The organism is Pseudomonas sp. GW821-FHT10C09, assembly GCF_059415465.1.
Genome location: NZ_JBWKNG010000022.1, coordinates 41,093 through 64,728, shown reverse-complemented (window position 1 = coordinate 64,728; position 23,636 = coordinate 41,093). Strand labels below are relative to the sequence as shown.

25 protein-coding genes are annotated in these 23,636 nt (G+C 57.5%); 16 read left to right on the top strand and 9 right to left on the bottom strand.

What is annotated here, in order from left to right:
• The first annotated feature begins 36 nt into the window (after nucleotides 1-36).
• Nucleotides 37-579: a 3'-5' exonuclease gene (locus tag AC07N8_RS22180; protein ID WP_483841234.1), complete on the top strand. Its 543-nt coding sequence runs from the start codon at nucleotides 37-39 to the stop codon at nucleotides 577-579.
• Between the two features lie 69 nt (nucleotides 580-648).
• Nucleotides 649-933, top strand: a complete 285-nt coding sequence (gene ppnP, locus AC07N8_RS22175; RefSeq protein WP_007940055.1) for a pyrimidine/purine nucleoside phosphorylase — start codon at nucleotides 649-651, stop codon at nucleotides 931-933.
• A 72-nt stretch (nucleotides 934-1,005) separates the two neighbouring features.
• Here ppnP and AC07N8_RS22170 read toward each other — a convergent pair whose 3' ends face one another.
• Nucleotides 1,006-1,812, bottom strand: coding sequence for an MOSC domain-containing protein (locus AC07N8_RS22170; RefSeq protein WP_493145857.1), 807 nt, complete (start codon nucleotides 1,810-1,812; stop codon nucleotides 1,006-1,008).
• A gap of 91 nt (nucleotides 1,813-1,903) precedes the next feature.
• The gene (locus AC07N8_RS22165; RefSeq protein ID WP_123432604.1) at nucleotides 1,904-2,839 is read right to left on the bottom strand and encodes a chemotaxis protein CheV; all 936 of its coding nucleotides are present in this window, start codon (nucleotides 2,837-2,839) and stop codon (nucleotides 1,904-1,906) included.
• A gap of 462 nt (nucleotides 2,840-3,301) precedes the next feature.
• Between AC07N8_RS22165 and AC07N8_RS22160 the strand changes: the two genes are divergently transcribed.
• From AC07N8_RS22160 to AC07N8_RS22150, 3 genes are all read left to right on the top strand, one after another.
• A complete protein-coding gene (locus tag AC07N8_RS22160) occupies nucleotides 3,302-3,772 on the top strand; it encodes a hypothetical protein (protein ID WP_493145856.1) in 471 nt (156 codons plus the stop codon).
• Between the two features lie 415 nt (nucleotides 3,773-4,187).
• Entirely contained in the window at nucleotides 4,188-5,081 is an 894-nt protein-coding gene (locus AC07N8_RS22155) for a sensor histidine kinase (RefSeq protein WP_483841450.1), read from the top strand.
• Nucleotides 5,078-5,737, top strand: a complete 660-nt coding sequence (locus AC07N8_RS22150) for a response regulator (RefSeq protein WP_483841237.1) — start codon at nucleotides 5,078-5,080, stop codon at nucleotides 5,735-5,737. Before AC07N8_RS22155 ends, AC07N8_RS22150 begins: the two co-directional genes overlap by 4 nt.
• Here the strand turns inward: AC07N8_RS22150 and yegS are convergent.
• Nucleotides 5,721-6,638, bottom strand: coding sequence for a lipid kinase YegS (yegS, locus tag AC07N8_RS22145; protein ID WP_483841238.1), 918 nt, complete (start codon nucleotides 6,636-6,638; stop codon nucleotides 5,721-5,723). The two genes, AC07N8_RS22150 and yegS, sit on opposite strands and share 17 nt — an antisense overlap.
• 322 nt (nucleotides 6,639-6,960) lie before the next feature.
• On the opposite strand from yegS, the gene AC07N8_RS22140 reads away from it, so the two are divergent.
• Nucleotides 6,961-7,269: a hypothetical protein gene (locus AC07N8_RS22140; RefSeq protein ID WP_483841239.1), complete on the top strand. Its 309-nt coding sequence runs from the start codon at nucleotides 6,961-6,963 to the stop codon at nucleotides 7,267-7,269.
• Nucleotides 7,270-7,333: 64 nt separating this feature from the next.
• Here AC07N8_RS22140 and AC07N8_RS22135 read toward each other — a convergent pair whose 3' ends face one another.
• On the bottom strand, nucleotides 7,334-8,521 hold the full coding sequence (locus AC07N8_RS22135) for a molybdopterin molybdotransferase MoeA (RefSeq protein ID WP_493145885.1): 1,188 nt from the start codon (nucleotides 8,519-8,521) through the stop codon (nucleotides 7,334-7,336).
• Between the two features lie 22 nt (nucleotides 8,522-8,543).
• Nucleotides 8,544-9,083, bottom strand: a complete 540-nt coding sequence (gene moaB, locus AC07N8_RS22130) for a molybdenum cofactor biosynthesis protein B (protein WP_007895059.1) — start codon at nucleotides 9,081-9,083, stop codon at nucleotides 8,544-8,546.
• An 81-nt stretch (nucleotides 9,084-9,164) separates the two neighbouring features.
• Between moaB and mobA the strand changes: the two genes are divergently transcribed.
• Nucleotides 9,165-9,764 carry a molybdenum cofactor guanylyltransferase MobA gene (gene mobA, locus AC07N8_RS22125; protein ID WP_493145855.1) on the top strand — a complete coding sequence of 200 codons (600 nt, stop codon included), beginning with the start codon at nucleotides 9,165-9,167 and terminating at the stop codon, nucleotides 9,762-9,764.
• 79 nt (nucleotides 9,765-9,843) lie between these two features.
• Nucleotides 9,844-10,065, top strand: a complete 222-nt coding sequence (locus AC07N8_RS22120) for a YgdI/YgdR family lipoprotein (protein ID WP_027925749.1) — start codon at nucleotides 9,844-9,846, stop codon at nucleotides 10,063-10,065.
• A 67-nt stretch (nucleotides 10,066-10,132) separates the two neighbouring features.
• Here AC07N8_RS22120 and AC07N8_RS22115 read toward each other — a convergent pair whose 3' ends face one another.
• The 3 genes from AC07N8_RS22115 to AC07N8_RS22105 all read right to left on the bottom strand — a co-directional run bounded on the left by AC07N8_RS22115 (nucleotide 10,133) and on the right by AC07N8_RS22105 (nucleotide 11,819).
• On the bottom strand, nucleotides 10,133-11,023 hold the full coding sequence (locus AC07N8_RS22115) for a pseudouridine synthase (RefSeq protein WP_493145854.1): 891 nt from the start codon (nucleotides 11,021-11,023) through the stop codon (nucleotides 10,133-10,135).
• A gap of 71 nt (nucleotides 11,024-11,094) precedes the next feature.
• The gene (locus AC07N8_RS22110; protein WP_027925747.1) at nucleotides 11,095-11,412 is read right to left on the bottom strand and encodes a transcriptional regulator; all 318 of its coding nucleotides are present in this window, start codon (nucleotides 11,410-11,412) and stop codon (nucleotides 11,095-11,097) included.
• 170 nt (nucleotides 11,413-11,582) lie between these two features.
• Nucleotides 11,583-11,819 carry a glutaredoxin family protein gene (locus AC07N8_RS22105; RefSeq protein WP_027925746.1) on the bottom strand — a complete coding sequence of 79 codons (237 nt, stop codon included), beginning with the start codon at nucleotides 11,817-11,819 and terminating at the stop codon, nucleotides 11,583-11,585.
• A 208-nt stretch (nucleotides 11,820-12,027) separates the two neighbouring features.
• On the opposite strand from AC07N8_RS22105, the gene AC07N8_RS22100 reads away from it, so the two are divergent.
• On the top strand, nucleotides 12,028-13,740 hold the full coding sequence (locus tag AC07N8_RS22100; RefSeq protein ID WP_483841244.1) for a cation:proton antiporter: 1,713 nt from the start codon (nucleotides 12,028-12,030) through the stop codon (nucleotides 13,738-13,740).
• A gap of 1 nt (nucleotide 13,741) precedes the next feature.
• Here AC07N8_RS22100 and AC07N8_RS22095 read toward each other — a convergent pair whose 3' ends face one another.
• The gene (locus AC07N8_RS22095) at nucleotides 13,742-14,950 is read right to left on the bottom strand and encodes an ammonium transporter (RefSeq protein ID WP_493145853.1); all 1,209 of its coding nucleotides are present in this window, start codon (nucleotides 14,948-14,950) and stop codon (nucleotides 13,742-13,744) included.
• 305 nt (nucleotides 14,951-15,255) lie between these two features.
• Between AC07N8_RS22095 and AC07N8_RS22090 the strand changes: the two genes are divergently transcribed.
• The 7 genes from AC07N8_RS22090 to AC07N8_RS22060 all read left to right on the top strand — a co-directional run bounded on the left by AC07N8_RS22090 (nucleotide 15,256) and on the right by AC07N8_RS22060 (nucleotide 23,634).
• Complete coding sequence (locus AC07N8_RS22090) at nucleotides 15,256-15,570, top strand: ElaB/YgaM/YqjD family protein (RefSeq protein ID WP_493145852.1); 315 nt, start codon at nucleotides 15,256-15,258, stop codon at nucleotides 15,568-15,570.
• 1 nt (nucleotide 15,571) lies between these two features.
• Entirely contained in the window at nucleotides 15,572-15,961 is a 390-nt protein-coding gene (locus AC07N8_RS22085; RefSeq protein ID WP_123432617.1) for a phage holin family protein, read from the top strand.
• Nucleotides 15,958-16,299 carry a hypothetical protein gene (locus AC07N8_RS22080; RefSeq protein WP_123432618.1) on the top strand — a complete coding sequence of 114 codons (342 nt, stop codon included), beginning with the start codon at nucleotides 15,958-15,960 and terminating at the stop codon, nucleotides 16,297-16,299. The genes AC07N8_RS22085 and AC07N8_RS22080 overlap by 4 nt, the downstream gene beginning before the upstream one ends.
• Nucleotides 16,300-16,426: 127 nt before the next feature.
• Nucleotides 16,427-17,590, top strand: coding sequence for an EAL domain-containing protein (locus tag AC07N8_RS22075; protein ID WP_493145851.1), 1,164 nt, complete (start codon nucleotides 16,427-16,429; stop codon nucleotides 17,588-17,590).
• Between the two features lie 35 nt (nucleotides 17,591-17,625).
• Nucleotides 17,626-18,954 (top strand): deoxyguanosinetriphosphate triphosphohydrolase, encoded by a 1,329-nt coding sequence (locus AC07N8_RS22070; protein ID WP_027925740.1) that lies wholly within the window; start codon nucleotides 17,626-17,628, stop codon nucleotides 18,952-18,954.
• Between the two features lie 400 nt (nucleotides 18,955-19,354).
• Nucleotides 19,355-19,981 carry a response regulator transcription factor gene (locus tag AC07N8_RS22065; protein ID WP_046032396.1) on the top strand — a complete coding sequence of 209 codons (627 nt, stop codon included), beginning with the start codon at nucleotides 19,355-19,357 and terminating at the stop codon, nucleotides 19,979-19,981.
• Between the two features lie 8 nt (nucleotides 19,982-19,989).
• Complete coding sequence (locus AC07N8_RS22060; protein ID WP_493145850.1) at nucleotides 19,990-23,634, top strand: transporter substrate-binding domain-containing protein; 3,645 nt, start codon at nucleotides 19,990-19,992, stop codon at nucleotides 23,632-23,634.
• Nucleotides 23,635-23,636 lie beyond the last annotated feature (2 nt).

Below are 23,636 nucleotides of genomic sequence, written 5' to 3'. Positions count from 1 at the left end.
AAGCCCTATCAGGACGCGGATACCAGGAAACCTGCGATGCCTCACTGGCTGGTGATAGATCTGGAAGCCACCACCGATGAAGGTGGCTGGCCAGTAACGGAAATGGAAATCATCGAAATCGGTGCCACCTTGGTGGACCGTAAAGGTCGCGAACTGGACCATTTCCAGCGTTTCGTGCGACCACTGCGGCGGCCCCTGCTGACACCGTTTTGCCGGGAGCTGACGCACATCACCCAAGGCAATATCGATACCGCGCAACTGCTGACCGAGGTTTGGCCAGCGTTTGAGCGTTGGCTGAGCCAGCATCATTCACGCCTGGAAGGCTGGGCGAGCTGGGGCGACTACGATCGCAAACAGTTGGTTCAGGAGTGGGAGCGTCTGCAGCTCGACAGCGCCTTGAGCCGCGTGCCGCACATGAACCTCAAGCAGCGCTTTGCCAAGGCCCGGCGCCTGGAACGCCCGCTGGGGCTCAATGGCGCCCTGCAACTGGCGGGCATGCAATTCACCGGGCAGCAACACCGGGCACTGGAAGATGCACGCAATACAGCACGCTTATTACCGCTGACTCTCCCCACCTAGAGTGGTGACGGCACTCAAAGCCTTGTGCATACTGGCCGGCCCTTTTTAGCCCTTTTCGAGGAATCGCCCATGTTTAAAGTCAACGAGTACTTCGACGGCACCGTCAAGTCGATCGCCTTTGGCACCGCTGAAGGTCCTGCGACCATTGGCGTCATGGCTCCGGGCGAATACGAATTCGGCACCAGCCAACGTGAAATCATGCACGTGGTCAGCGGCGCCCTGACCGTCAAACTGCCTGACAGCAGCGACTGGGAAACCTTCGCCGCCGGTAGCCAGTTCAACGTGCCTGCCAACAGCAAATTCCAGCTGAAAGTGGCCGTCGACACCGCTTACCTGTGTGAATACCGCGGCTAACCCCCCGGGTTTTCAAAGCGATAAAAAAATGCCCGTGTCTTTGGACACGGGCATTTTTCATTCAGGGGTTTTTTATTCGAGAATCGTCACCGGCATCCCGACTTCGAGACGACCATTGCTGTCGTTGACCAGATTCTGCCCAAACATCGCGCCGTCGGTCTCGGCACGGTATTTCTGCAACGTGGCCAACGGTTCCCGGTCATTGCTGCGCTCACCGGTTTGCGGATCAATGGTGGTCAGAATGCAGCGTGAGCAGGACTTGACCACCCGGAACTCGACATCGCCGATGCGAATACGCTTCCAGCTGTCTTCGGCATAGGCTTCGCTGCCCTCGATCACCAGGTTCGGTCGAAAGCGCAGCATTTCCAAGGACCGTCCGACTTTTTGCGACAAGTCTTCCAGGGACGCCTGCCCGATCAATAACAATGGATAACCATCGGCGAACGCCACCTGATCATCGTCCTTGCCGTAACCGGCCTCGGTCATGCGCGCTCGATCAAGGGGAACCTGCACCAGGCGCGTCGGCTTGCCAATGAACTCGCTGACCCAGGCGCCCGCCTCGTCACCGGCATCCGGCACGCGCAAGGTGTCGCGCCAGATCGTGACGCCACGCAGTTCAGCATTGCCGGAGGGCAAGGCGATGTCGATCGGCGAGCGACCCGGGGCGCTGAGGGTCAAGCCACCGTCGGCATTCCACAACGCCGACAACTGACTCATGGACGCGACGGCGCGCTGAGTCAGGAAGCGTCCGCTGGCCTCATCTACCAGCATCCAGCGACGATCACCGTCCAGCCCCAGTTTGTCGAGGCCGACCTGTTGCAAGGTTTCGCCCTTGCCGGATTTCAACGGATAACGGTAAAGCGCGCTCAGACGCAGCATGGCCAGCTCCCTGATGGTCAAAAAAGGCCACCCTATACGAGCTGGGTCACCGAATCAAAGGCAGAAAACAGGACACTCCCACAGGTCGTGATCAGGCCGGGACTTCGTCGAGCATCAGGCGCTGGCGCACCACGTCGACGAGCTTGTCCGGCTGGAATTTGGAGAGGAAGTTGTCGCAGCCGACTTTCTTCACCATCGAGTCGTTGAAGCTGCCCGACAGGGAGGTGTGCAGGACCACATAAAGGCCACGCAGACGCGGGTCATTACGGATTTCAGTAGTCAGGCGATAGCCGTCCATTTCCGGCATTTCGGCGTCGGTGAACACCATCAACAGTTTGTCGGTCATGGACACGCCCGTATCCGCCCAGGCCTTGAGCATGTTCAGCGCCTTCAGACCGTCGCTGGCAATGTGCATCTTCACACCCAATTGACCCAGGGTGTCGCGCAATTGCGACAGTGCGACATTGGAGTCATCGACCAACAGCACTTCACGGCCACGGGCGCGTTCAAGTACCGGGTCGTCGAGTTTTTCGCGCGAGACCTTGGCGTTGTACGGCACGATTTCGGCCAGGACTTTCTCGACGTCGATGATTTCCACTAACTGGTCATCGACCTTGCTGATCGCCGTGAGGTAATGCTGACGACCGGCGCTGGCCGGCGGTGGCAGAATGGCTTCCCAGTTCATGTTGACGATGCGGTCCACACCGCCAACCAGGAACGCCTGCACCGACCGGTTGTACTCGGTGACGATGATCGTGCTGGTCGGACTCGGAATCAGCGGGCGCATGCCGATGGCCTGGGAGAGATCGATCACCGGCAACGTCTGGCCGCGCAGATTGACCACGCCGCAGACGAACGGATGGCGCTGGGGCATCAGGGTCAGCTTGGGCAGTTGCAGCACTTCTTGCACTTTAAAGACGTTGATCGCGAACAATTGCCGGCCGGCCAGGCGAAACATGAGAATTTCCAGGCGATTCTCACCCACCAGTTGCGTGCGTTGGTCTACCGTGTCGAGAATGCCGGCCATTAATGACTCCTGGGCTTGTTCTGATTAATTCACTTAAAGTGGGTTATCGGCTGTTAATGGCAGATCTTGACCCTGAGACAAAATGCCACGATCGAGCATTGATGTCACATTAACATCATGCTTTACTGCATCTGCGATTCATCTGCTTCACTCCCTGCCGCGCGACCATGGTTTGCACGATAGGTTCCCTCGCGTAAGGGATTCCCCTAGTAACAATCAGGTCCAACCTGATATTCGCAATATCCAATAGCCATTAATGTGACGCCATTCTCATTGCATGAACGGAGTCAGGCTTTTGTGTGCGATCGCAGGTAAGTGGCCATCCACCCTCTCGAGTTCCCAAGCCTGCCCTCAGGCCTGCAGGAGCGCGATCTCATGCCGGCATGGCAGCGTCGGGACGTTGGACGTCCTGGTCGACATACGCGACATCCCCTCATTTGACATGACGTTGTGGAGATAAGCATGCCGAACAAACCTAAGCAGTGGGCTCAGCGCTTACCCGAGTTTCTTGTCGAGGCGGAAACCCTCCTGGCCAAATCGGAGGAGTGCCTGAGCCACCTGCAATTGATCAGCAATGACAAGGACGCAATCGATTGCATGCTGAGCAGCCTGCTCAAACTGGCGAGCCGCGCCGATGCCCTGGCGCTTGAAGCCGTGTCGGAATTTTCCCTGCATATTCACGGTTTGCTGAACCACGCCCACACCCACATCGACCTGCACGAGCAAGCACTGGGCGCGCTGAAGGATTGCTTCACGTTGATGGCCTGGCAACTCGAACTCATCGATCAGACCACCGGGCAGCTCAGCCTGGACGACAGCGAACAGACCTCCCTGATCGAAGCCTTTGCGCTTCAGGTCGGACAGAGTCATTTTCAGTTACCGGCTAATTCCAAACCGTTTACGCTCGTTTCCTATTCGGAACGGCAGGCTTGAATTAGTCAGACAACTAGCAGTGCATATTCTAATTGCCATGCAGCCGCTCTATAACTGAGTGGGCTCATGTCGCAATTGAATACTTCATACCTTTGCGCGACAACTCGATATTAATCGTTACTCCCCTCCGTAAAACTTTTCCATAGTGGAACTATCGTCCACGGCGTTATTTCCTGACTTTATGGACATATATACCAAGCGCGACCAACGGTATCTTAAGTGGTATTATGCCGCCCATTAGTTGACGCCAATTAATGGCAAAGTGGACTTCAGATCAGAGCAGGCCGATAAAGGCTGTAGTTCAACCACTGGAGCCCGCTCTGCTCAAGACGAGTCACTACAGATTTTCAGACAGAGACCCGTCAGCCACTATGGCCGGTCTGCCCGCAGCGAACATTCATTGGCTCCATCCGCTATGTACGCCAGCCTCAAGTCAGTCACCTCATGGCCACCTTTCCAGAAAAACGCTCGACGGTTCACGCTATTGCTGTGCACCTGCTCGGTACTTGGCAGCCTGCTGGTCTTCGGTCTCTCCACCCCCCTTGCACTGAGCTTGTTGGCGCTCAATATCGCGGCACTGGCCTGCGTCTGGGTCCAGGATCGCCTCTCTGGCAAGTCGATAAAATTCGAACCGCAAGAGCTGGCGGACCGCCTGTTGGAAGTACAGGAAAATGAACGCCATCGTCTGAGTCGAGAATTGCACGACGATATTGGCCAGTTGCTGACCGCCGCAAAACTGCAAAGTGAATGGCTCAGACGCCGGATGCCTGATGAAATGCAGGCCCAATGCTCGGTGCTCTGCGACACACTGGAAGAAACCCTGACCAAGGTTCGTGACGTCTCCGCCATTCTTAATCCCAGGCAGTTGGCGAGCCTCGGGCTGGAAGCCAGTCTGCGTGCGCATCTGCTCAAGACCCTGGCCAATACTTCGGTGCACTGGAGCCTGGAATGCCATCAACGGTTGACCGGTGTACCGGAAGAAATGGCAGTGGCGGCCTTTCGAATCACCCAGGAAGCAGTGACCAATATTTTGCGTCACGCCGAAGCGAAAAATCTTCTGGTACGACTGCAACGCACGCCCCAAGGCCTGACATTATTCATCAGCGACGACGGCCAGGGTTTCGCACCTGCGGTTGATCCCGGTCGAGAGGGGCAGCGTGGGATGGCCGGGATGCGAGAACGGATCGATCAGTTGGGCGGTACCTTGGCCGTGACCAGCGAGCCGGGCAAAGGTACTCAAATCGAAGCACTCTTCCCCTGGGCGCCGCGTGCGCTCGAACGGGCCAGTACGAATAAGGTTTTGCATTGACTTGTAATTTACTTCTGGTGGACGACCACTCGCTGATCAGGGCAGGCGTACGCGCCCTGGTGCTGGACATTCCCGGCTATGCGGTAGTTGGCGAGGCCAATGACGGCTCGCAGCTGCTCGAAATGGTCGAGAAACTGTCCCCTGACATTGTTCTGCTGGACATCTCCATGAAGGAGACCGGCGGCCTTGAAGCCTTGCAGCGACTCAAGCGGGTGCGCCCGCAAAGCAAGGTGCTGATCCTGTCGATGCACACCGATCCCGCGCTCATCATGCAAGCCCTGGAGTCTGGCGCCCATGGCTATTTGCTCAAGGACACCACGGCCACCGAGCTGGAACATGCCCTGGATGCCCTGCGCAACAACGAACGCTACCTCAGCCCTGCCATCGCCCACACGGTGATCAACCAGGCGCTGATCCGGAACCAGAAACAACAGCCGGAAACGCACGAATCCCATAACCTGACGGCCCGGCAACTGGAAATCCTGCGACTGATTGTTCGCGGAAAATCTACCCGGGAAATCGCCAATGGCCTGGGCCTCAGTATCAAGACCGTTGAAACCCACCGCTCGCAGATCATGAAGCGCCTGCAGATCTACGATGTGGCCGGCCTGGTTTTGTTTGCCGTACGCGAACAAATCATCAGCCTGGACGATTAGCTGACCGCGATGCACTCAACAGCGGGGAATTCTCCGGCAAATGCACGCGCAATGCCGCGGCACGCGCCGTAAACCGCAGGTTGTCACCCTCCAGAGGTTCGCCATCAAGGTTGATGTGCAGACCTTCCGAAACCTTGATCTCGACCCAGGGTAAACGAGCACGCACAAACATGTTGTCGATGCCAAAGCCATCGGCCAGCAGGTTCTTCAAGGTACCGACCACTTCCTGTGGCGCCGGTAAAATGCTGATATCCAGCAGACCATCGTCAGCCAGCGCCTCGGGGCACAGCACATGCCCGCCTCCCGCCTGCCGACCATTGCCGATACCGAGCGCCAATAGCTCGCCGCGCCAATGAAAATCCGGCCCCTGCAACTCGCCATAAGCCGCATGCAACTCGCTGAAGCGTGATAAGCCGGTGAACAGATACGCTGCGCCGCCGAGGACTTTTTTCAGGTCTTCCGACGTATTCGCCGTGACCTGGCTGCCGAAACCGCCGGTGGCCATGTTCAGAAAGACCTGCCCTCCTACTTCTCCCAGATCGATAGCGTGTGGTGCAGCCTCAAGAAGATCCAGTGCCAGCGCTGGTTCTAGAGGCACGCCAGCCGCGCGAGCAAAATCATTGGCGGTACCCAATGGCATCAAGACCAGGCTGGCCTGATTCGGGTGCGCCGCCAGGGCTTCGGCAATGTCGCGCAACGTGCCATCGCCGCCACCGGCAATCAGTTGCGTATAGCCTGCGCTCAGCGCCTCTTCCACCAATCGCTGCGCGTCACCCGCTTCCCAGGTCAGTCGGACGGCCAGTGTCCACCCCTGATTGCGCTTACCTTCGATGGCCGCGCGTACCTCCTCGTTGAGTGCCTGCTTGCCATGCAGAATCAACAGCGCCTTGCGCTCACTCATTGTTGTAGCTCCTGATTGGAATTCATTCTGGAGATGTTGACCTCACTGCCCCCTATAAAGGTCGCTCGGCGTTGAGATATTTCGAGGCGCGGAGGTTTGCGGTCCTACAGGTCGGGATATTTTCTTACGATATATGAGGAATCGGCTCAATTGACCCATGAGGGCGATTGGTACACCTTGGAGTCGGCGGCTATCCGTCATCAAAAGCAAATACACAGGGATGTGCAAGCAATGATCAGACACTCATCAAGGGCTACAAAAAACACACGCCATACGAGCTTCGGCCATTCAAAGGGCGTTGATGCAAGGAGCGTTTTTCTCCATGCAAACTCATGACATCAAGTTACCGTTCAACCCGGCGAAGCCGTTCTCGGAAAATCGCGCCAATCCTCAGGCTGAATTCAATAACAACGCAAAACCCGCTGCAGGAGCTGACATGGAACCTCGCGTCATTGAACTGGAAACTCATCTGAAATACATCCGAAGAGACATGGATGAAGTGCGCAATGACGTCAAATCCATCAAGCACCGACTTGCCTATTCGGCAGGCGGGGCAGCGGTCGTCCTCGGGCTGTTGGGTTGGGTTGCCAACAGCCGCTTCGATCAGGTCGTGACACTTCTGGTTCGTTAAGCGTTGGCCATGCACGCAAGACCCGACAGCTTTATCGGGCTTGCGGCAAATGGGCACTACGAGATCAGTTCAGGACTTCGCTCAGAGGAATGAACATTACCTGTTCACCCTCGATCAACGTGCGATCTTCCAACACTTCAACCAGGCCGTCAGCCCAGGCGGCACTGCGAAGTACGCCGGAGCTCTGATTCTTGTAAATGATCGCCCGGCCATTCTCCAGGCGTCCACGCAAGTACTCTCGACGATTGCCAGCCTTTGGCCAGACGAACCCTGCCGGCACCTGAAACTTCAGCGGCTCGACCTCTTTTACACCCTGACGGCGCAGAAGATAGGGTTTTGCCAACAACGCAAAAGTGACCAGTGTCGACGCCGGATTGCCGGGCAAACCAATCACAGGCACACCGCGAAAATGCCCGAAGGTCAGCGGCTTTCCCGGTTTGATGGCGAGTTTCCACAGCGTCAACTCGCCGGCTTCGCGCAAGGCGATGCCCAGGAAATCGGCTTCGCCGACCGACACCCCACCAGTTGAGAGGATCAGATCAACATCCTCCAACTCGCCCAGACGAGCACGAGTGGTCACCAAATCATCTGGAAGAATACCGGCATCGATGACTTCACAACCCAGGCGTTGCAACCAACTGCACAGCAATACGCGATTGCTGTTGTAGATTTGTCCCGGGCCCAGGGCCTGGCCCGGCTCAACCAATTCATCTCCGGTTGAGAGAACCGCAACACGGACCTTGCGAACGACATCGAGCTCAGCGCATCCCAGCGACGCCGCCAAGCCCTGTTCGATTGATCCAAGGCGCGTACCGGCCGGCAAAACAAGCTCGCCAACCGTTGTTTCCTGACCTTGAGGCCGGATGTTTTGACCGGGGGTCATGGGCTCGATGAAACGGACTCGATCATCCACCTGAACCTCGGCATTTTCCTGCATCTCGACACAGTCGGCGCCTGCTGGCACCGGTGCACCGGTAAAGATTCGGGCACAGGTACCAGGTTGCAGCGGTTCGGGCGCCTGTCCTGCAAATATCTTCTGACTGACCACCAACGGTTCACCCGTCCAGTCAGCGACCCGCAGGGCGTAGCCGTCCATGGCGCTGTTTGGCCAAGGTGGCAGATCAAGGGTTGAAATCAGGTCATCGGCGAGCACGCGCCCCTGAACGTGCGCCACAGGCAAACGTTCACGCTCGCGGATGGGCGACGCCTCTGCCATTTCCAGCAAACGCGCCAGCGCCACCTCGACCGGCATCAGGCTGCCGGCTTTACCTGGCTTACCCACGGGATTCACAGGGTGCCGCCTGCTTCAGATGCGCCACAAAATTGCAGGGGCGATGCCGCGAATCCAGCTGTTCGGCGAGAATGCCATCCCAGCCAGTGCGCACGGCATTGGTCGAACCGGGCAAGCAGCAAACCAGCGTACCGTTGGCCAAACCAGCCAGCGCACGGGACTGGACGGTCGAAGTACCAATGTCGGCAACGGAAATCTGCCGGAACAGCTCACCAAAACCATCCACCTGCTTGTCCAACAGGCAACTCACCGCTTCTGGCGTGCTGTCACGCCCGGTGAACCCGGTGCCGCCAGTAATCAGCACAACCTGCACCACCTCATCGGCAATCCAGTTGGCGACTTGCGCGCGGATTTTGTAGAGATCATCTTTAAGCAACACCCGAGCGGCCAGGTTGTGGCCGGCGGCGCTCAAGCGGTCGACGAAAACCTGGCCTGACGTATCGGTTTCCAGGGTTCGGGTATCACTGACTGTCAGCACCGCGATGTTGAGCGGCGCGAAAGGTACATCAGCCTTGGCTTTCATAGGCTCGTCCAGTTGTAGGAAAAACAGCTCGGTGTTATATCACAGCGCTTCACTTTTTCAGCGCCCCCATGGAGACCTGCCATGACCTCGAACCCAGCATTGCCACCCTGCTCCATTCTGCTCCTGGCAGGTGGCCGCGGCCAACGCATGGGCGGGCAGGACAAGGGCTTGCTGGAATGGCACGGCAAGCCGCTGATCGCGCACCTGCATCACAAGACCCGCGACCTGAGCGATGACTTGATCATCTCGTGCAACAGGAACCTGGACACCTACGCGCCTTACGCCGATCAATTGGTTCATGACGACGAAGGCGATTTCCCCGGTCCCCTCGCCGGGATTCGCGCCGGCCTCAAGGCTGCCCGTCATCCTTATTTGTTGGTCTTACCGTGCGACGTGCCCCGCATCAACGCCGACTTGCTCCACAGCATGCGCGAAACCGCCAGCCAGCATCCGGACAAACCGCTGATGCTGCGCCAGGGCGCACATTGGGAACCGTTGCTGTGCGTTATCCCTGTGGCGCTCTGCGCCGCGTTCGACACGGCATGGAATGAAGGTGAACGCAGCCCTGGACGTATCATGCGCAAACTGGAGGCTACCGCCCTGCAATGCGCAGACAATGACCCTCGACTGGCCAACCTCAACACCCCTGAATTGTTAAGCGCGCATACCGTGTCAGAATGACACTAGCCAAGGAACTTGCGTGCGTTGTATACGTCTACAAGCTCAGTAACCAAAAGAATTCTTATTCGGAGATACACTCATGACCCATCGGACCCTCGCCACTCTCATGCTCGCAGCGGGCCTCGCGACCTTGGCGGGCTGCGCATCACCGACAGTGATCACCTTGAATGACGGTCGCGAAATCCAGGCAGTCGACTCGCCAAAGTACGATGAGAAATCGGGCTTCTACGAATTCGAACAGCTGGATGGCAAGGAAACCCGCATCAACAAGGATCAGGTTCGTACCGTTAAAGAGTTGTAATCTTTACTGCACCTGCCAGACATGACAAAGCCCGCTTGATGCGGGCTTTTTCGTGGCCGGGATTTTTTCACCACTGCAAGGTGATGGTACTTTCAAACGCTCTTTCCTGGCCGGTGACCGGATCGACAAACCGCAATCCCTGCGCGAGCAGTTTCAGCGGATTGGCATAGTCATCTTCAACGTCCTTGAGCACCTGCGGGTAAAACGGGTCGTTACAGATACTGGCGCCCAGCGCAGTCATGTGCACCCGCAATTGATGTTTCTTGCCCGTCACCGGGTAAAGCGCATACCGCCAGAGGTCCCCGTTCTTTTCCCGAACCTCGACGGCTGTCTCGGTATTGCTGATACCTGGACCTTCCTGCATGCGGAAAAACGGCTCGCCATCGATGAGCCGGCTTTTATGCACCAATGGAAAGGTCAGATCAGGCAATGCAGGGGCGATTGCCTCGTAGTACTTTTCAATCTGCCGTGTCGGAAACAACGACTGATACGCTGAACGGCTCTGTGGGTTGGCGGAAAACAGCACAAGCCCCGCGGTATGCCGGTCAATGCGATGCAACGGCACCAGGTGTGGGTTATCCAGGCGACGGATCAATCTTCTCAGCAACGTCTGTTCAACGTATTCGCCTGCCGGAGTCACCGGCAAAAAATGCGGTTTGTCAGCGACCACCAGATGCTCATCGGCATAGAGGATCGACTCGACCACCGGGATCGGCTTTTCGTCCGCAACCTCACGAAAATAATGAATTCGCAGGCCTTCCTTGTACGGCAGATCCAGCGCGATCGGCATCCCGTGCCCGTCGAGCACGCGACCGCGGGCCACCCTGTCCAGCCATTGTTCACGACCGATAGCGCTGAAATGTTCGCACAGGCAATCGATAACGGTCAGCCACGAACCCGGCGGCAAGTAGAGTGTGCTGGCCTGGTTGTGTGCGGCAGAAAAAGAAGAAGTGGACATACGAAAGCTCTGACCCTCAATACAGGGCGGCATTATCCAACAGTGGCCGGGGCGAACCTAGCAGAGAATCCTCATGCCGGAATCTGCGTGCGTGCCGCTGCTTCGGTGAACTCCTTGAGCCAGCGCAACACGTCGACGGCTTCCCAGCGAGCCGGGTCGTAAAGTGCGTACAACAACCCCTGATAGCCCACGACATCAAGCTGTCGGTGGTAACCCGCACGCTGGAACAGCGCTTCGATCTCGGCAAAACAGGTGTTGAAGTGCAGCTTGTTAAAAGGTGTTTTTCCTTCCGTCACCAGACCGTCCAGACGCAATTCGAGGACAGCCTCGCGCACAACATCGACCGACATCCGGTTCACACTGTTTTTCAATTGTTCGACATTGACCACGATTCATCCCTCTCACGCCCGGAACTGACTGCTCACACCCGATAATCCGGGACAGCAAGGCAGCACTACGAATAACTGTATGCGCATACAGTATCCGAAGAGCATCGGTTAAGCCAAGGGGATCAATCGTAAAGTTCGACAGACGGGACCATCGCCAGCACAAAAACCGCTTAACGCAAGAACGCCACCACCTCGTCGGCACTGAACGGCCAACCCAGCTCTGCCCCGGTATCGACTCGTCGCAAGACCGGAATGCGCAGACTGTAGGCTGCGAACCAGGTTTCATCGTCAGCAATATCTACCAGCTCGACCAGCAGACCGTGTTCAACCAACGGCATCAGCTCGGCTTCGGCCACTTCACAAAGATGGCACCCCAGGGTGCCGAACAGCTGACATTCAGGAGGCATGAGCACTCAACCGAAAAAAATTAAGTAACTATTCTAGGCCTGCCCCGAAAAGCCGTCGAGCCGTCGAATTTTCTGCCCGGCAACATGAATCGCCATGATGGCGGAATAACCCTGACGCAAATCAGGCGTCGTTTGTGCCATTTAAGCAATGCTCACGTTTTTTTTGCTTCTACGCTTGAGTAGCCAGCGTCGGTCAGCGGAGTTTTTTGTGTTTGCCAATCTCTTGATTATTCTCGTCTCCTCTCTAGTGGTCATTGCGTTGTTCCAGCGTCTGCGATTGCCCCCGGTGCTGGGCTACCTGTGCGTGGGGCTGATGATCGGCCCGACCGCCTTCAACTGGGTGAATGAGAGCGAAGGGTTGCCACACCTTGCCGAGTTAGGCGTGGTGTTCCTGCTGTTCTCCCTCGGTCTTGAGTTTTCCCTGACGAAAATGATCGCACTGCGTCATGTGGTGTTCGGTCTTGGCAGTTTGCAAGTGCTGGCGTGCGGACTATTACTGGGTGTTTTGCTGATGATGTTCGGGATGCCGGTCACCCCTGCGCTGTTGCTGGGCGCCGGGCTGGCGCTGTCGTCCACTGCAATCGTCAGCAAGGAGCTGACCAGCCTTGGCGAAATTTTCAGCAGCCATGGCCAGAATGCCATCGCCGTATTGCTGTTTCAGGACGTAGTGGCCGTCTTGCTGCTGACACTGGTGCCCGTGTTCGCCGGCAACAGTGATCAGGCCTGGTATTGGGCGCTGCCACTGACACTGATAAAAACCGTGGTGTTGTTTGGCGGGTTGCTATTGGCCAGTCGCTGGTTGTTACCAAGACTGTTCCATGAAGTGGCCGCCGCCCGTTCCGCCGAACTGTTCGTACTGCTGGCGCTGGTGATTGTCCTGCTGACAGCCTGGCTGACTCACTTGCTGGGTCTTTCACCTGCCCTCGGCGCGTTTCTGGCTGGCATGCTGCTGGGCGAAAGTCATTACCGGCATCAGGTCGAGGCCGATATCCGCCCGTTTCGCGACATTCTGCTTGGGTTGTTCTTCGTCACCATCGGCATGCTGATCGACTTGAATCTGTTTGCCAGCCACACGCTGCTGATCCTTGGCCTGACCTTGGGATTACTGCTGATCAAGGGCACCGTGGTGGCGTTGCTGGTCAAATGGCGCGGCAGCGATGGCGAAACTGCCTGGCGCAGTGGCCTGGCACTGGCCCAGGGAGGTGAGTTCTGCTTTGCACTGATGGCGCAGATGCAGCAAAGCGACCTGATGCCCGCGCAACTCGGCGGCCTGTTGCTGGCCGCGACATTCTGTTCGATGCTGGTCACGCCACTGATGCTGCGCGCAGCCCCGTCTATCGCAAAGCGCCTGCATCGCAAATCCAACAAGGAGGCACAACTTGAAGAGATCAGCGCGCTCAATGCGGATCTGGACAAGCATGTGGTCATTTGTGGTTACGGGCGCGTCGGCCAGTCCATCGGCCGCTGCCTGAGTCATCAGCAACAACCTTACATTGCGCTGGATCACGACCCGGTCCGGGTCGAGGAAGCGGCCGTCAGCGAAAGCAGCGTGCACTATGGAGACTCGCGTCGAGGTGAATTACTGCAGGCCGTCGGACTGGCTCGCGCCAGGTTGCTGGTGATCGCCGTGGATCAGCCTGACGTCGCGCTGGAGATCCTCAAGGAAGCTCGCCGGATCAGTGCCAAGGTTCCTATTCTGGTTCGTACCCGCGACGACAGCCAACTGGCCGAACTGAAAGAAGCCGGCGCCAACGAAGTCGTACCCGAGTTGCTGGAGTCCAGCCTGATGCTCGCCTCCCATGCACTGATCATGCTGGGACTGCCCGCGCATCAGGTACAGGAGCGGGCCGATCAGATCCGGCATGATCGCTACCGGATGCTTCATGACTTTTATCCAGGAGCCGAAGATGCAGAAAAGTGATTCAGTCCTGACTGACGGCGCCGATCTTGTGCACCGACAAATCCGCGCCGTAGTACTCCTCTTCCTGGCTCAAGCGCAGTCCATGGAACGCCTTGATCGTTCCGTACACCGCAAAGCCACCGGCCAGCGCCACGAGCACCCCCAGCGAGGTGCCGATCAACTGGCTGATCAGACTCACCCCGCCCAAGCCACCCAAGGCAGTCTGGCCAAAAATGCCGCACGCGATACCGCCCCAGACGCCACACAGACCGTGCAAAGGCCACACACCCAACACATCGTCGATATGCCATTTGCCCTGCGCCGCGGTAAAGCACCAGACAAACAGTGCCCCGGCGATGGCGCCGGTCACCAACGCGCCCACCGGGTGCATCAGGTCGGAGCCGGCGCAAATGGCCACAAGCCCGGCCAAGGGGCCGTTGTGCAGAAAGCCTGGGTCATTGCGCCCGACGATCAGCGCCGCCACGGTGCCGCCGACCATGGCCATCAGCGAGTTCACTGCCACCAGTCCGCTCACGCCTTGCAGGGTCTGGGCGCTCATGACGTTGAAGCCAAACCAGCCGACAATCAGGATCCACGAGCCCAAGGCGAGGAAGGGAATGCTCGACGGTGCAAACGCCACCAGGCGACCGTCGCGATAGCGTCCTTGTCGCGGCCCGAGCAACAACACCGCCGCGAGGGCCAACCAGCCGCCCATGGCATGCACCACCACGGAACCGGCAAAGTCATGGAAGCTGGCGCCGAATCGCGCCAGCAACCAGGCTTGCAAACCATAATTGCCGTTCCAGATCATCCCTTCGAAAAAGGGATAGATGAACGCCACGATCAGCGCGGTCGCGCACAACTGCGGGACAAACCTTGCACGTTCGGCAATACCGCCGGAAATGATCGCCGGGATGGCGGCGGCGAAGGTCAGCAGGAAAAAGAATTTCACCAGCCCATAACCGTGGTCGGCATTGATCACCGCTGCCGGTTGCAGAAACGTCACCCCGTAGGAAATCCAATAGCCTATAAAGAAGTAGGCCAAGGTCGAAATGGCGAAGTCGCTGAGAATCTTCGACAAGGCGTTGACCTGGTTCTTTTGCCGAACCGTGCCAACCTCAAGAAAGGCGAAACCGGCGTGCATGGCCAACACCATGACGGCGCCAATGAGGATGAACAATGTATTGGAGCTATGGACCAGACTGTCCACAGCGCTTTGCAGATTTTCCATGGAATGGCAGACCTTAAGGCTAAAAAAGCACCAAAGCAGTTCGCGCAGGCTGCTGACGCACCAAGTTGCGGCTTATCCGGATCGAATCACTGATCCCCATGAACCGCTTTGGCGCATCAGCGCGAAATCGTCGCGCGAGTTTTTATTGTTTGAGTCGAGGTTTTCCTGAAATCATGCCCGGCAACAGCGCATCGGCGCCGGCAAACGCACCACGACACAGCAAAAGTTGTACCAGTCATTTGTACTGAACCTTCGCGCAAGGCTCATACTCGAACCCATCAGAAGCCACTTACGGAGATCTACCCATGGCCAGCATCAAGGCAAAGACTGCTCAAGAAATCCTGATGAACGATTTTCAGACCCTGGTCAGCGACACCGAACGGTTGCTGGAGCACACCGCGACCCTGGCCGGCGATCAGGCGGATGAACTGCGCACCCAGATCCACGACAGTCTGTTGCGTGCCCGGGAAACCCTGAAGCTGACCGAAGACTCGTTACGCGAACGTGGCCAGGCTGCCGTCACCGCCACCGAAGATTATGTGCAGGCCAACCCATGGCAATCGGTCGGGATCGCCGCCGGGGTAGGCTTCCTTATTGGCCTGCTGGCTACTCGGCGCTGATATGTCTATCGGCGAATCCAGCTCGTCGGCGACGGGCACAAGCGCTTCATCGCGGCGCCTGGGTGCCGCGTTTCTCGGACTGTTGCACAGCCATGTCGAACTGTTCGGCATCGAGTTGCAGGAACAAAAGGCACGCACCGTAAGCCTGCTGCTGTTTGCGGGCCTGGCGCTGGTCTTTGCATTGTTGTTGCTGGTGGGATTGTCGACCCTGGTGTTGATTGTGTTTTGGGACACCTATCGCCTGGCCGCCATCATCGGGCTCTGCGTGTTCTATACCCTTGCCGCGATCTTCTGCGGATTGCGTTTGAAAGCAGCGGTCTTCGATGAGTCCTCGCCCTTCCATGGCACCCTGGAAGAATTGGCCAACGATCGGGAGCGCCTGCTGCCATGAGCCTGCCTCAACTGCCCAATAACAGCTCGCGCGCGGAAATGCGCAAGGCGCTGATTCGCCTGCGCATGGAAATGCACCGCCAGGAAATTCGCCTCGAGTCCCGGGAACTGCTGCAGCCCTTGCAGCGGATTCGCGGAATGAAGCAAGACCTGCAGGACGGTTTTGGCATCAAGCATGCCCCGCTCTGGGGCGTGGCGGCCGTCACCTTGCTCGGCTTTCTGACCGGCAAAAGTACCCGCAACGGCGGCGCCAGCAGCCTGACTCGCCTGGTTCGTCTGGGCACCAGCCTGGGGCCCTTGATCAAGCTGGTGCTGCAAAGCAATTCGCGCAAAGACTAAATAGCCACTATCTGGCTGCATTCTTGCAATACCACCGGGATGAACCTCTCCATCGAGGGGTTCAATCCTGTGTGCCTATCCGGTCAACAGGCGTAATCCAAAACAAGAATCTAACCAAGGAGGCCTCGTGATCGACGGGCAACCGCTCGCCTGCTTTCAACCCTTCATCGATACCGCCACCGGCCGTATCGCCGGCGTCGAGGCATTGGGCAGACTGCGACAGGCCAATGGTCAACTGGCCTCGGTAGGCCCGCTGTTCGCCGACCCTAGGACACCGGCCATCGCGTTGCGGCGTCTTGATCGGCAGATCCGCGACAACGCGCTGAGTCGCTTGCATGAGGCGCCTTCGGACTGGTTTCTCAGCCTGAATATTTCCCCGCGCTGGATCAATCGCCTGCGCCCGGATCAAGCGCTGCCAAGCCTCAAACAACTGTGCAGGCACAATGTCGACCCGCAACGCATCGTCTTCGAGATCACCGAACTGGGCGGCGACATTCAGCGCCTGGCGGACGTCGTGGCTCGCTATCGAGAAGCAGGCGCACGAATCGCCATTGATGATTTCGGTGCCGGTTATTCTCAACTCGATCGCGTACTGGCCCTGCAACCGGACATCCTCAAGCTCGACATGCGCTTGTTCCAGGCGGCGGCATTGGGTGGTCCGAGCAGCGATGTGGTGAAGGCGCTGGCACAGATGGCCGAGAAAACCGGTTGCTGGATCATCGCCGAAGGCGTGGAAACTGAAGCTCAATTGAGTTTTGCCCTGGAGTGCGGCTCGCGGTACGTGCAGGGTTTTCTGTTTGCCAAGGCACAGGCCGACTTCTTCGCCGCTGACGCTTTTGTCGAGCGCTTCGCGCAACTGCGCCAACGTTATGTCCAACAAAAACTCGCAGAGCGTGGGCGGCTGATGGTCATGCGCCAGCAACTCGGCGAGCTGATGAGCCTGTTGCAGACATGGGCCCAGGCCCACGCACCGCTCAGCACCCTGCCCCACCTGGACGCATTCCCCTGGTTGTTGCGTTTCTATCAATGCGATCGCCACGGCACGCAACTGACGCCCAACCTTGAATGGCGAAACAACGCCTGGGAATCGGACAGCCGCTACCTGGGTCACAACTGGTCATGGCGTCCGTATTTCTATCACTTGCTGGCAGAGGGTTGGGACGAGCGTCGGCTTACGCTTTCCAACACCTACCGCGACGCCACCAGCAACCAGTATTGCCTCACCGCCGGGCAATTTTTCGACAATGGCGAGCGACTGCTGCTCATCGACATCGACGCCGCCGGGCTCTAGGCTAAGGCATCAGTCACCTGACGGAGAGACCAGCCTTGGATTGGCAAACCTTGCTTACCCGCGAACGCCTCGGAAAACCGCTGCACAGCCCGGAAGAACTCGGCCGCAGTCCTTTCCATAAAGACCATGACCGAATTATTTTCTCAGGTGCCTTTCGCCGGCTGGGACGCAAGACCCAAGTCCATCCGGTCACCAGCAACGATCACATTCACACGCGCCTGACCCACTCGCTGGAGGTCAGTTGCGTCGGCCGCTCGTTGGGTATGCGTGTCGGTGAAACCATCCGCAGCGCCTTGCCGGACTGGTGCGAACCGAGTGACCTGGGGATGGTCGTGCAGTCGGCTTGCCTGGCCCACGATATCGGCAATCCACCCTTCGGCCATTCCGGCGAAGATGCCATCCGCCACTGGTTCCAACAGGCAGCAGGCCGTGGCTGGCTGGATGACATGAGTGAAGTCGAACGTAATGACTTCCTGAATTTCGAAGGCAATGCCCAAGGCTTCCGGGTACTCACTCAATTGGAGTACCACCAGTTCGATGGAGGCACGCGGCTGACGTACGCCACGCTGGGTACTTACCTGAAGTATCCCTGGACGGCGAAGCACGCTGACTCGCTGGGCTACAAGAAGCACAAGTTTGGCTGTTATCAGAGCGAACTGCCGTTGCTGGAGCAGATCGCTCATAAACTCGGCCTGCCACAACTGGAGGAGCAGCGCTGGGCACGTCATCCATTGGTGTACCTGATGGAAGCCGCCGATGACATCTGCTACGCGCTGATCGACCTGGAAGACGGTCTGGAAATGGAGTTGCTGGAGTACGCCGAAGTCGAATCGTTACTGCTCAACCTGGTGGGCGACGATCTGCCGGAAACCTATCGCCAACTGGGCCCGCTGGATTCGCGCCGACGTAAACTCGCCATCCTGCGGGGCAAAGCCATCGAACACCTGACCAATGCCGCGGCCCGGGCCTTCGTCGAACAACAGGACGCCCTGCTGGCCGGTACACTGCCTGGCGACCTGGTGGAGCACATGCATGGCCCGGCCAAGCGCTGTGTCCTGAACGCCAAAGACATGGCCAGGAAAAAAATCTTCCAGGACAAGCGCAAGACACTGCATGAAATCGGCGCCTACACCACGCTGGAGATTCTACTGAACGCATTCTGCGGCGCGGCACTGGAACAGCACAACGGTCGAACGCCGTCGTTCAAAAGTCGGCGCATCCTCGACTTGTTGGGCAACAATGCACCCGATCCTCGCGGGCCTTTGCACACTTCATTCCTGCGCATGATCGACTTTATTGCCGGCATGACTGACAGCTACGCCAGTGAAATGGCCCTGGAAATGACCGGTCGTTCAAGCCGCTGATGCCCCCCGCCTCGACCCGCTGTTCAGATTGTCTGAACGCGGGTCGGATGCTGGAATGAGCAAGCACTACGTCAAGGTAGTCTGACGAACTTGAAAAACTTGAAAACTGTCGGTTCAACAAGATCTACCGTTACCTGATTACTTGATAAACCGTCGAAACAATCAGGCTTTATTAACTTATCGACCCTGACCTCCCCCTAAAACCAATCATTCAACCATCAACTTAATACATACAACACTTCCATTGTTCCTCATTCAAAACCGAACTGGAACGTAGTCCTATTCTTCTTCAATTGTAGGATTTGTCCTATATCACTGCTATCGACCTGTCAGTTCATGCGCCCCTACAACTATCTGAGCTAAGGTGCGCGCTTTATTTGAGCTCGCATGGGATCTGATTATGAACTCCGTTTTTATTGTCGACGATCACCCCGTTATCCGTCTTGCCGTCCGAATGTTGCTCGAACATGAGGGTTATAAAGTCGTCGGCGAAACTGATAACGGGGTCGACGCCATGCAGATGGTCCGCGAATGCATGCCAGACCTGGTCATTCTCGACATCAGCATTCCCAAACTGGATGGGCTGGAAGTTCTTTCCCGTTTCAATGCCATGTGTACTCCGTTAAAAACCCTGGTTTTAACGGCCCAGTGCCCGACCTTGTTCGGTATTCGCTGCATGCAGTCCGGCGCGTCGGGGTATGTCTGCAAACAGGAAGACCTCAGTGAACTGGTCAGTGCAATCAAAGCGGTGCTTTCAGGCTACAACTATTTCCCCAGCCAGGCGCTGAACCCCGTCCGTAGCGATGATTCGCGGTACGCAGACCTGGAACTCTTCAAGTCAGTCAACGACCGGGAATTGATGGTATTGCAACTGTTTGCACAGGGCCGTACCAACAAGGAAATTGCCAAGGGCATGTTCCTCAGCAACAAGACCGTCAGCACCTATAAAAAGCGTTTGATGCAGAAACTCAAAGCCAAATCACTGGTTGAACTTATCGATATGGCAAAACGCAACGCCTTAGTGTGAGAGACCGGATGCCCAGTCGTTTAAAGGATTATCTGATACTGATCACCGCCGGCTTATGCCTGAGCACCTCAGTGTCTGCGACACACTCCGCCAGCGAGCATTACACCTTGCTCAGTCGCTCAATGGTCGGGCACATGGAAGTACAACTGGATAAATCACAGCGACAATGGATCAAAAACAAACGCGAACTGATTCTGGGCAGCTCAGCCCCCGATTACCCGCCTTTCGACCTGACCAGCAGCGGCAGCGACTATGAAGGCTTCACCGCAGATTACGCGGGCATCCTTGGCAAGGTGACCGGCCTGCCAGTCAAGGTTCAGCGCTACGCATCCCGGGAAGACGCCATCGAGGCGCTGCAAAACGGTGAGGTCGATATGCTCGGCAGCGCCAACGGATTTGAGGCACGCAACGCCGACATTGTGCTGTCGACACCTTACGCCGCGGATCAACCGGTTCTGGTGACACGAGAAGGAGAAACCCGGTCCCTGTCCGATGGACTGGCAGGATTGCGGTTGAGCATGGTGTACCACTATTTACCGATGGATGAAGTCAAAGCCCTATATCCAAAGGCGATTATCACGGCCTACCCGTCTTACCAGAATGCAATTAACGCGGTCGCGTTCGACCAGGCGGACGTCTTTCTCGGTGATACCATTTCGACCCATTACCTGATCAACAAGGGTTATCTGAACAACGTCCGGATGGCCAATTTCGGTAAACACGAAGTTCACGGCTTCAGCTTTGCCGTGCACCGGAACAACCCGGAACTGCTTGGAATCATCAACACAATACTGAATGCCACGCCCACCAATGCGCGAGAAGAAATCGCCAAACGCTGGAGTGCAGGCAGTGACATCCTTCTCACCGATCACAAACTGCAACTTACCACTCGTGAAGAACGCTGGCTGGCGCAACATCCGGTGGTTCGCGTGGTGGTCAATGAGGCGTTTGCGCCGCTGACATTTTTCGATAACGACGGCAACTTTCGAGGTGTCGCTGCCGATCTGCTCGAACTGATCAGGTTGCGCACCGGTTTGCGCTTCGAGATTCATCGCAGCCGAAGTGATGACGAGATGATCGAGCGCATCGGTCAGCATCAGGCCGACCTGATTGCCGCCCTGCTGCCCAGTACACACCGTGAAACCCTGCTCAACTTCACCCGTCCTTACCTGGAAAACTCCTTCGTCCTGCTGACCCGCAAAGTGGCCGGCAGTCCGAACGACCTCACCCAATTTTCGGGTAAACGCCTGACGATTGCCCAAGGTAATCCGATGGTGGATTACCTGCGTCACGAGTTCCCGAACGTCACTTTGATCGAAGCCCCGGACACCTTCAGCGCGGTGCAACTGGTGGCGGAGGGCAAGGCTGAAGGCTCCGTAACCTCGCTGGTGATCGCCAACTACTTCGTCTCGTCCAGAGTCTTCGAGCAGACGCTTCAGATCAGTTCAACCGTTGGCACGCAACAGGCGGCGTTCTCGCTGGCGACCGGGCGCGATGCCCAAGAGCTGAGCGCGATCCTCGACAAGGCATTGCTGAGCATCACCCCGCAAGAATTAGGCATTATCAACAGTCGCTGGCGGGGTTACTCCTCGACGTCGCAAAACACCTGGCGCAACTACCACCGGGTGTTCTATCAAGTGGTGCTGGGTGTTGGCGTGCTACTGCTGATGTCTGTTGCCTGGAACGCTTACATGCGTCGCCAGATCAAACAGCGTCAGGCGGCCGAACTCGCGCTGAATGACCAACTTGAGTTCATGCACTCACTGGTCAATGGCACGCCGCATCCAATCTACGTGCGTGACCGCCAGGGGTTGCTGCAAAGCTGCAACGACAGTTATCTGGAGGCCTTCAGCGCAAAGTACGACGACGTGATCGGCAAAAGCGTCATTCAAGGCAAGCTGAGCAATGCGTTCGAGGCGCGGGAGTTTGAGGCTGACTATCAGCGCGTGGTAAACGAAGGCACACCGCTGATTCTCGACCGCACATTACAAATTGGCAGTCGCCAGTTGACGATTTATCACTGGGTACTGCCCTACCGGGACTCGAGCGGTGAAGTGCAGGGCATCATTGGCGGCTGGATTGATATCAGCGAGCGGCGACAACTGTTCGATGACCTTCGGGCAGCCAAAGAACGCGCCGATGAAGCGAACAGAGCCAAAAGCACTTTCCTGGCGACCATGAGCCATGAGATCCGCACCCCGATGAATGCAATCATCGGCATGCTGGAGCTGACGCTCAAACGTATCGAACCGGCTCATCCCGACCGACCCGCCATCGACGTCGCGTACAACTCGGCGAAAGACCTGCTGGAACTGATCGGGGACATTCTTGATATCGCGCGCATCGAATCAGGGCACCTGAGCCTGAACCCGGAACGCGTCAACCTCGGTGAAACAGTAGCGTCGGTGGTGAGGATCTTCGACGGCCTCGCCCGGCAGAAAAACCTGCGCCTTTTGCTGGACTTGAGCCCAGCCCAACTGCCAAACGATGTGCTGCTGGACCCGATGCGCTTCAAGCAGGTGCTGTCCAACCTGGTCAGCAACGCCATCAAGTTTACCGAACAGGGTCAGGTGCAGATTGTGCTGGAGTGGCAAGCCACGGACGAGCCCGACCGGGTCATGTTGCGCGTGCAGGTTCAGGACAGCGGAATCGGCATCAGCGAGCAGGATCAACAGCGTTTGTTCGAGCCATTCGCCCAGGCGAGCCACAGCGCGCAGTCGACCCGGGGAGGCGCCGGGCTGGGCCTGGTGATCAGCCGAACCCTGTGCGAGATGATGGGCGGCAGCCTGCAATTGCGCAGTCAGGTCGGTGCCGGTACGCAGGTCGAGATAACCCTGCACCTGGCGACATTACCGCCAGAACTGCTGCCGAAAATCGCCGAAGCACCGGTTCAACCGACCTCAACGCCATTGAACGTCCTGGTGGTCGACGATCACCCGGCCAATCGCTTGCTCATGTGCCAGCAACTGGAGTTTTTGGGGCACCACCACCGCGCTGAAACCGATGGCGAAACCGGGTTCAAGGCATGGAAACACGGGCTGTTCGATCTGGTGATTGTCGATTGCAACATGCCGGTCATGAATGGCTATGAACTGGCCCGGCTGATTCGCCAACACGAACAGCAACAGTCGGGCGCGGCGTGCACCCTGCTGGGCTTCACCGCCAACGCACAGCCGCAAGAAGTACAACGCTGCAAAGACGCCGGGATGGACGACTGCCTGTTCAAGCCCCTCAGCCTGGCAGCCTTGAGACTGTGGATTGAACGCGTCAAGCCGGTTGCCCGTCCCCCTGCGTTCAGCCTCGAAGGGCTGCAGCTGCTCACCGGCGGCAATCCAAAGCTGGATCAACGCCTGCTGCTCGAAGTACTGAACAGCAATCGTCTGGACCGCCAGGAATTGCTGGATTTGTCACAGTGCCAAGACCGTCAGTCATTCCTCGACATCGCTCACAAAATCAAGGGGGCGGCACGCATCGTCCAGGCGGGCCGATTGATCGACAGCTGCGAGGCGCTCGAAAGCGTCTGCCGTGAAGTGTTCCACCCCGAAAACGTAGCCGGCTGCACTCAAGCCATCGAGCGCGCCATGCTCGAACTGGAGCACGCCTTGCAACAACAAATAGGGCACAACGACAGAAGCAGGATGGTGGAGCCTTAACT

Excerpts from the sequence above, each read along its gene's own strand:
- AC07N8_RS22155 (WP_483841450.1), top strand. The coding sequence starts at position 4,188 with ATGTACGCCAGCCTCAAGTCAGTCACCTCATGGCCACCTTTCCAGAAA.
- AC07N8_RS22160 (WP_493145856.1), top strand. The coding sequence starts at position 3,302 with ATGCCGAACAAACCTAAGCAGTGGGCTCAGCGCTTACCCGAGTTTCTT.
- AC07N8_RS22060 (WP_493145850.1), top strand. The coding sequence starts at position 19,990 with ATGCCCAGTCGTTTAAAGGATTATCTGATACTGATCACCGCCGGCTTA.
- AC07N8_RS22085 (WP_123432617.1), top strand. The coding sequence starts at position 15,572 with ATGTCTATCGGCGAATCCAGCTCGTCGGCGACGGGCACAAGCGCTTCA.
- moaB (WP_007895059.1), bottom strand. The coding sequence starts at position 9,083 with ATGAAAGCCAAGGCTGATGTACCTTTCGCGCCGCTCAACATCGCGGTG.
- AC07N8_RS22140 (WP_483841239.1), top strand. The coding sequence starts at position 6,961 with ATGCAAACTCATGACATCAAGTTACCGTTCAACCCGGCGAAGCCGTTC.
- AC07N8_RS22165 (WP_123432604.1), bottom strand. The coding sequence starts at position 2,839 with ATGGCCGGCATTCTCGACACGGTAGACCAACGCACGCAACTGGTGGGT.
- AC07N8_RS22115 (WP_493145854.1), bottom strand. The coding sequence starts at position 11,023 with ATGTCCACTTCTTCTTTTTCTGCCGCACACAACCAGGCCAGCACACTC.
- AC07N8_RS22105 (WP_027925746.1), bottom strand. The coding sequence starts at position 11,819 with ATGCCTCCTGAATGTCAGCTGTTCGGCACCCTGGGGTGCCATCTTTGT.
- ppnP (WP_007940055.1), top strand. The coding sequence starts at position 649 with ATGTTTAAAGTCAACGAGTACTTCGACGGCACCGTCAAGTCGATCGCC.
- AC07N8_RS22170 (WP_493145857.1), bottom strand. The coding sequence starts at position 1,812 with ATGCTGCGTCTGAGCGCGCTTTACCGTTATCCGTTGAAATCCGGCAAG.
- mobA (WP_493145855.1), top strand. The coding sequence starts at position 9,165 with ATGACCTCGAACCCAGCATTGCCACCCTGCTCCATTCTGCTCCTGGCA.
- AC07N8_RS22180 (WP_483841234.1), top strand. The coding sequence starts at position 37 with ATGCCTCACTGGCTGGTGATAGATCTGGAAGCCACCACCGATGAAGGT.
- AC07N8_RS22135 (WP_493145885.1), bottom strand. The coding sequence starts at position 8,521 with ATGCCGGTCGAGGTGGCGCTGGCGCGTTTGCTGGAAATGGCAGAGGCG.
- AC07N8_RS22080 (WP_123432618.1), top strand. The coding sequence starts at position 15,958 with ATGAGCCTGCCTCAACTGCCCAATAACAGCTCGCGCGCGGAAATGCGC.
- AC07N8_RS22090 (WP_493145852.1), top strand. The coding sequence starts at position 15,256 with ATGGCCAGCATCAAGGCAAAGACTGCTCAAGAAATCCTGATGAACGAT.
- AC07N8_RS22065 (WP_046032396.1), top strand. The coding sequence starts at position 19,355 with ATGAACTCCGTTTTTATTGTCGACGATCACCCCGTTATCCGTCTTGCC.
- AC07N8_RS22095 (WP_493145853.1), bottom strand. The coding sequence starts at position 14,950 with ATGGAAAATCTGCAAAGCGCTGTGGACAGTCTGGTCCATAGCTCCAAT.
- yegS (WP_483841238.1), bottom strand. The coding sequence starts at position 6,638 with ATGAGTGAGCGCAAGGCGCTGTTGATTCTGCATGGCAAGCAGGCACTC.
- AC07N8_RS22120 (WP_027925749.1), top strand. The coding sequence starts at position 9,844 with ATGACCCATCGGACCCTCGCCACTCTCATGCTCGCAGCGGGCCTCGCG.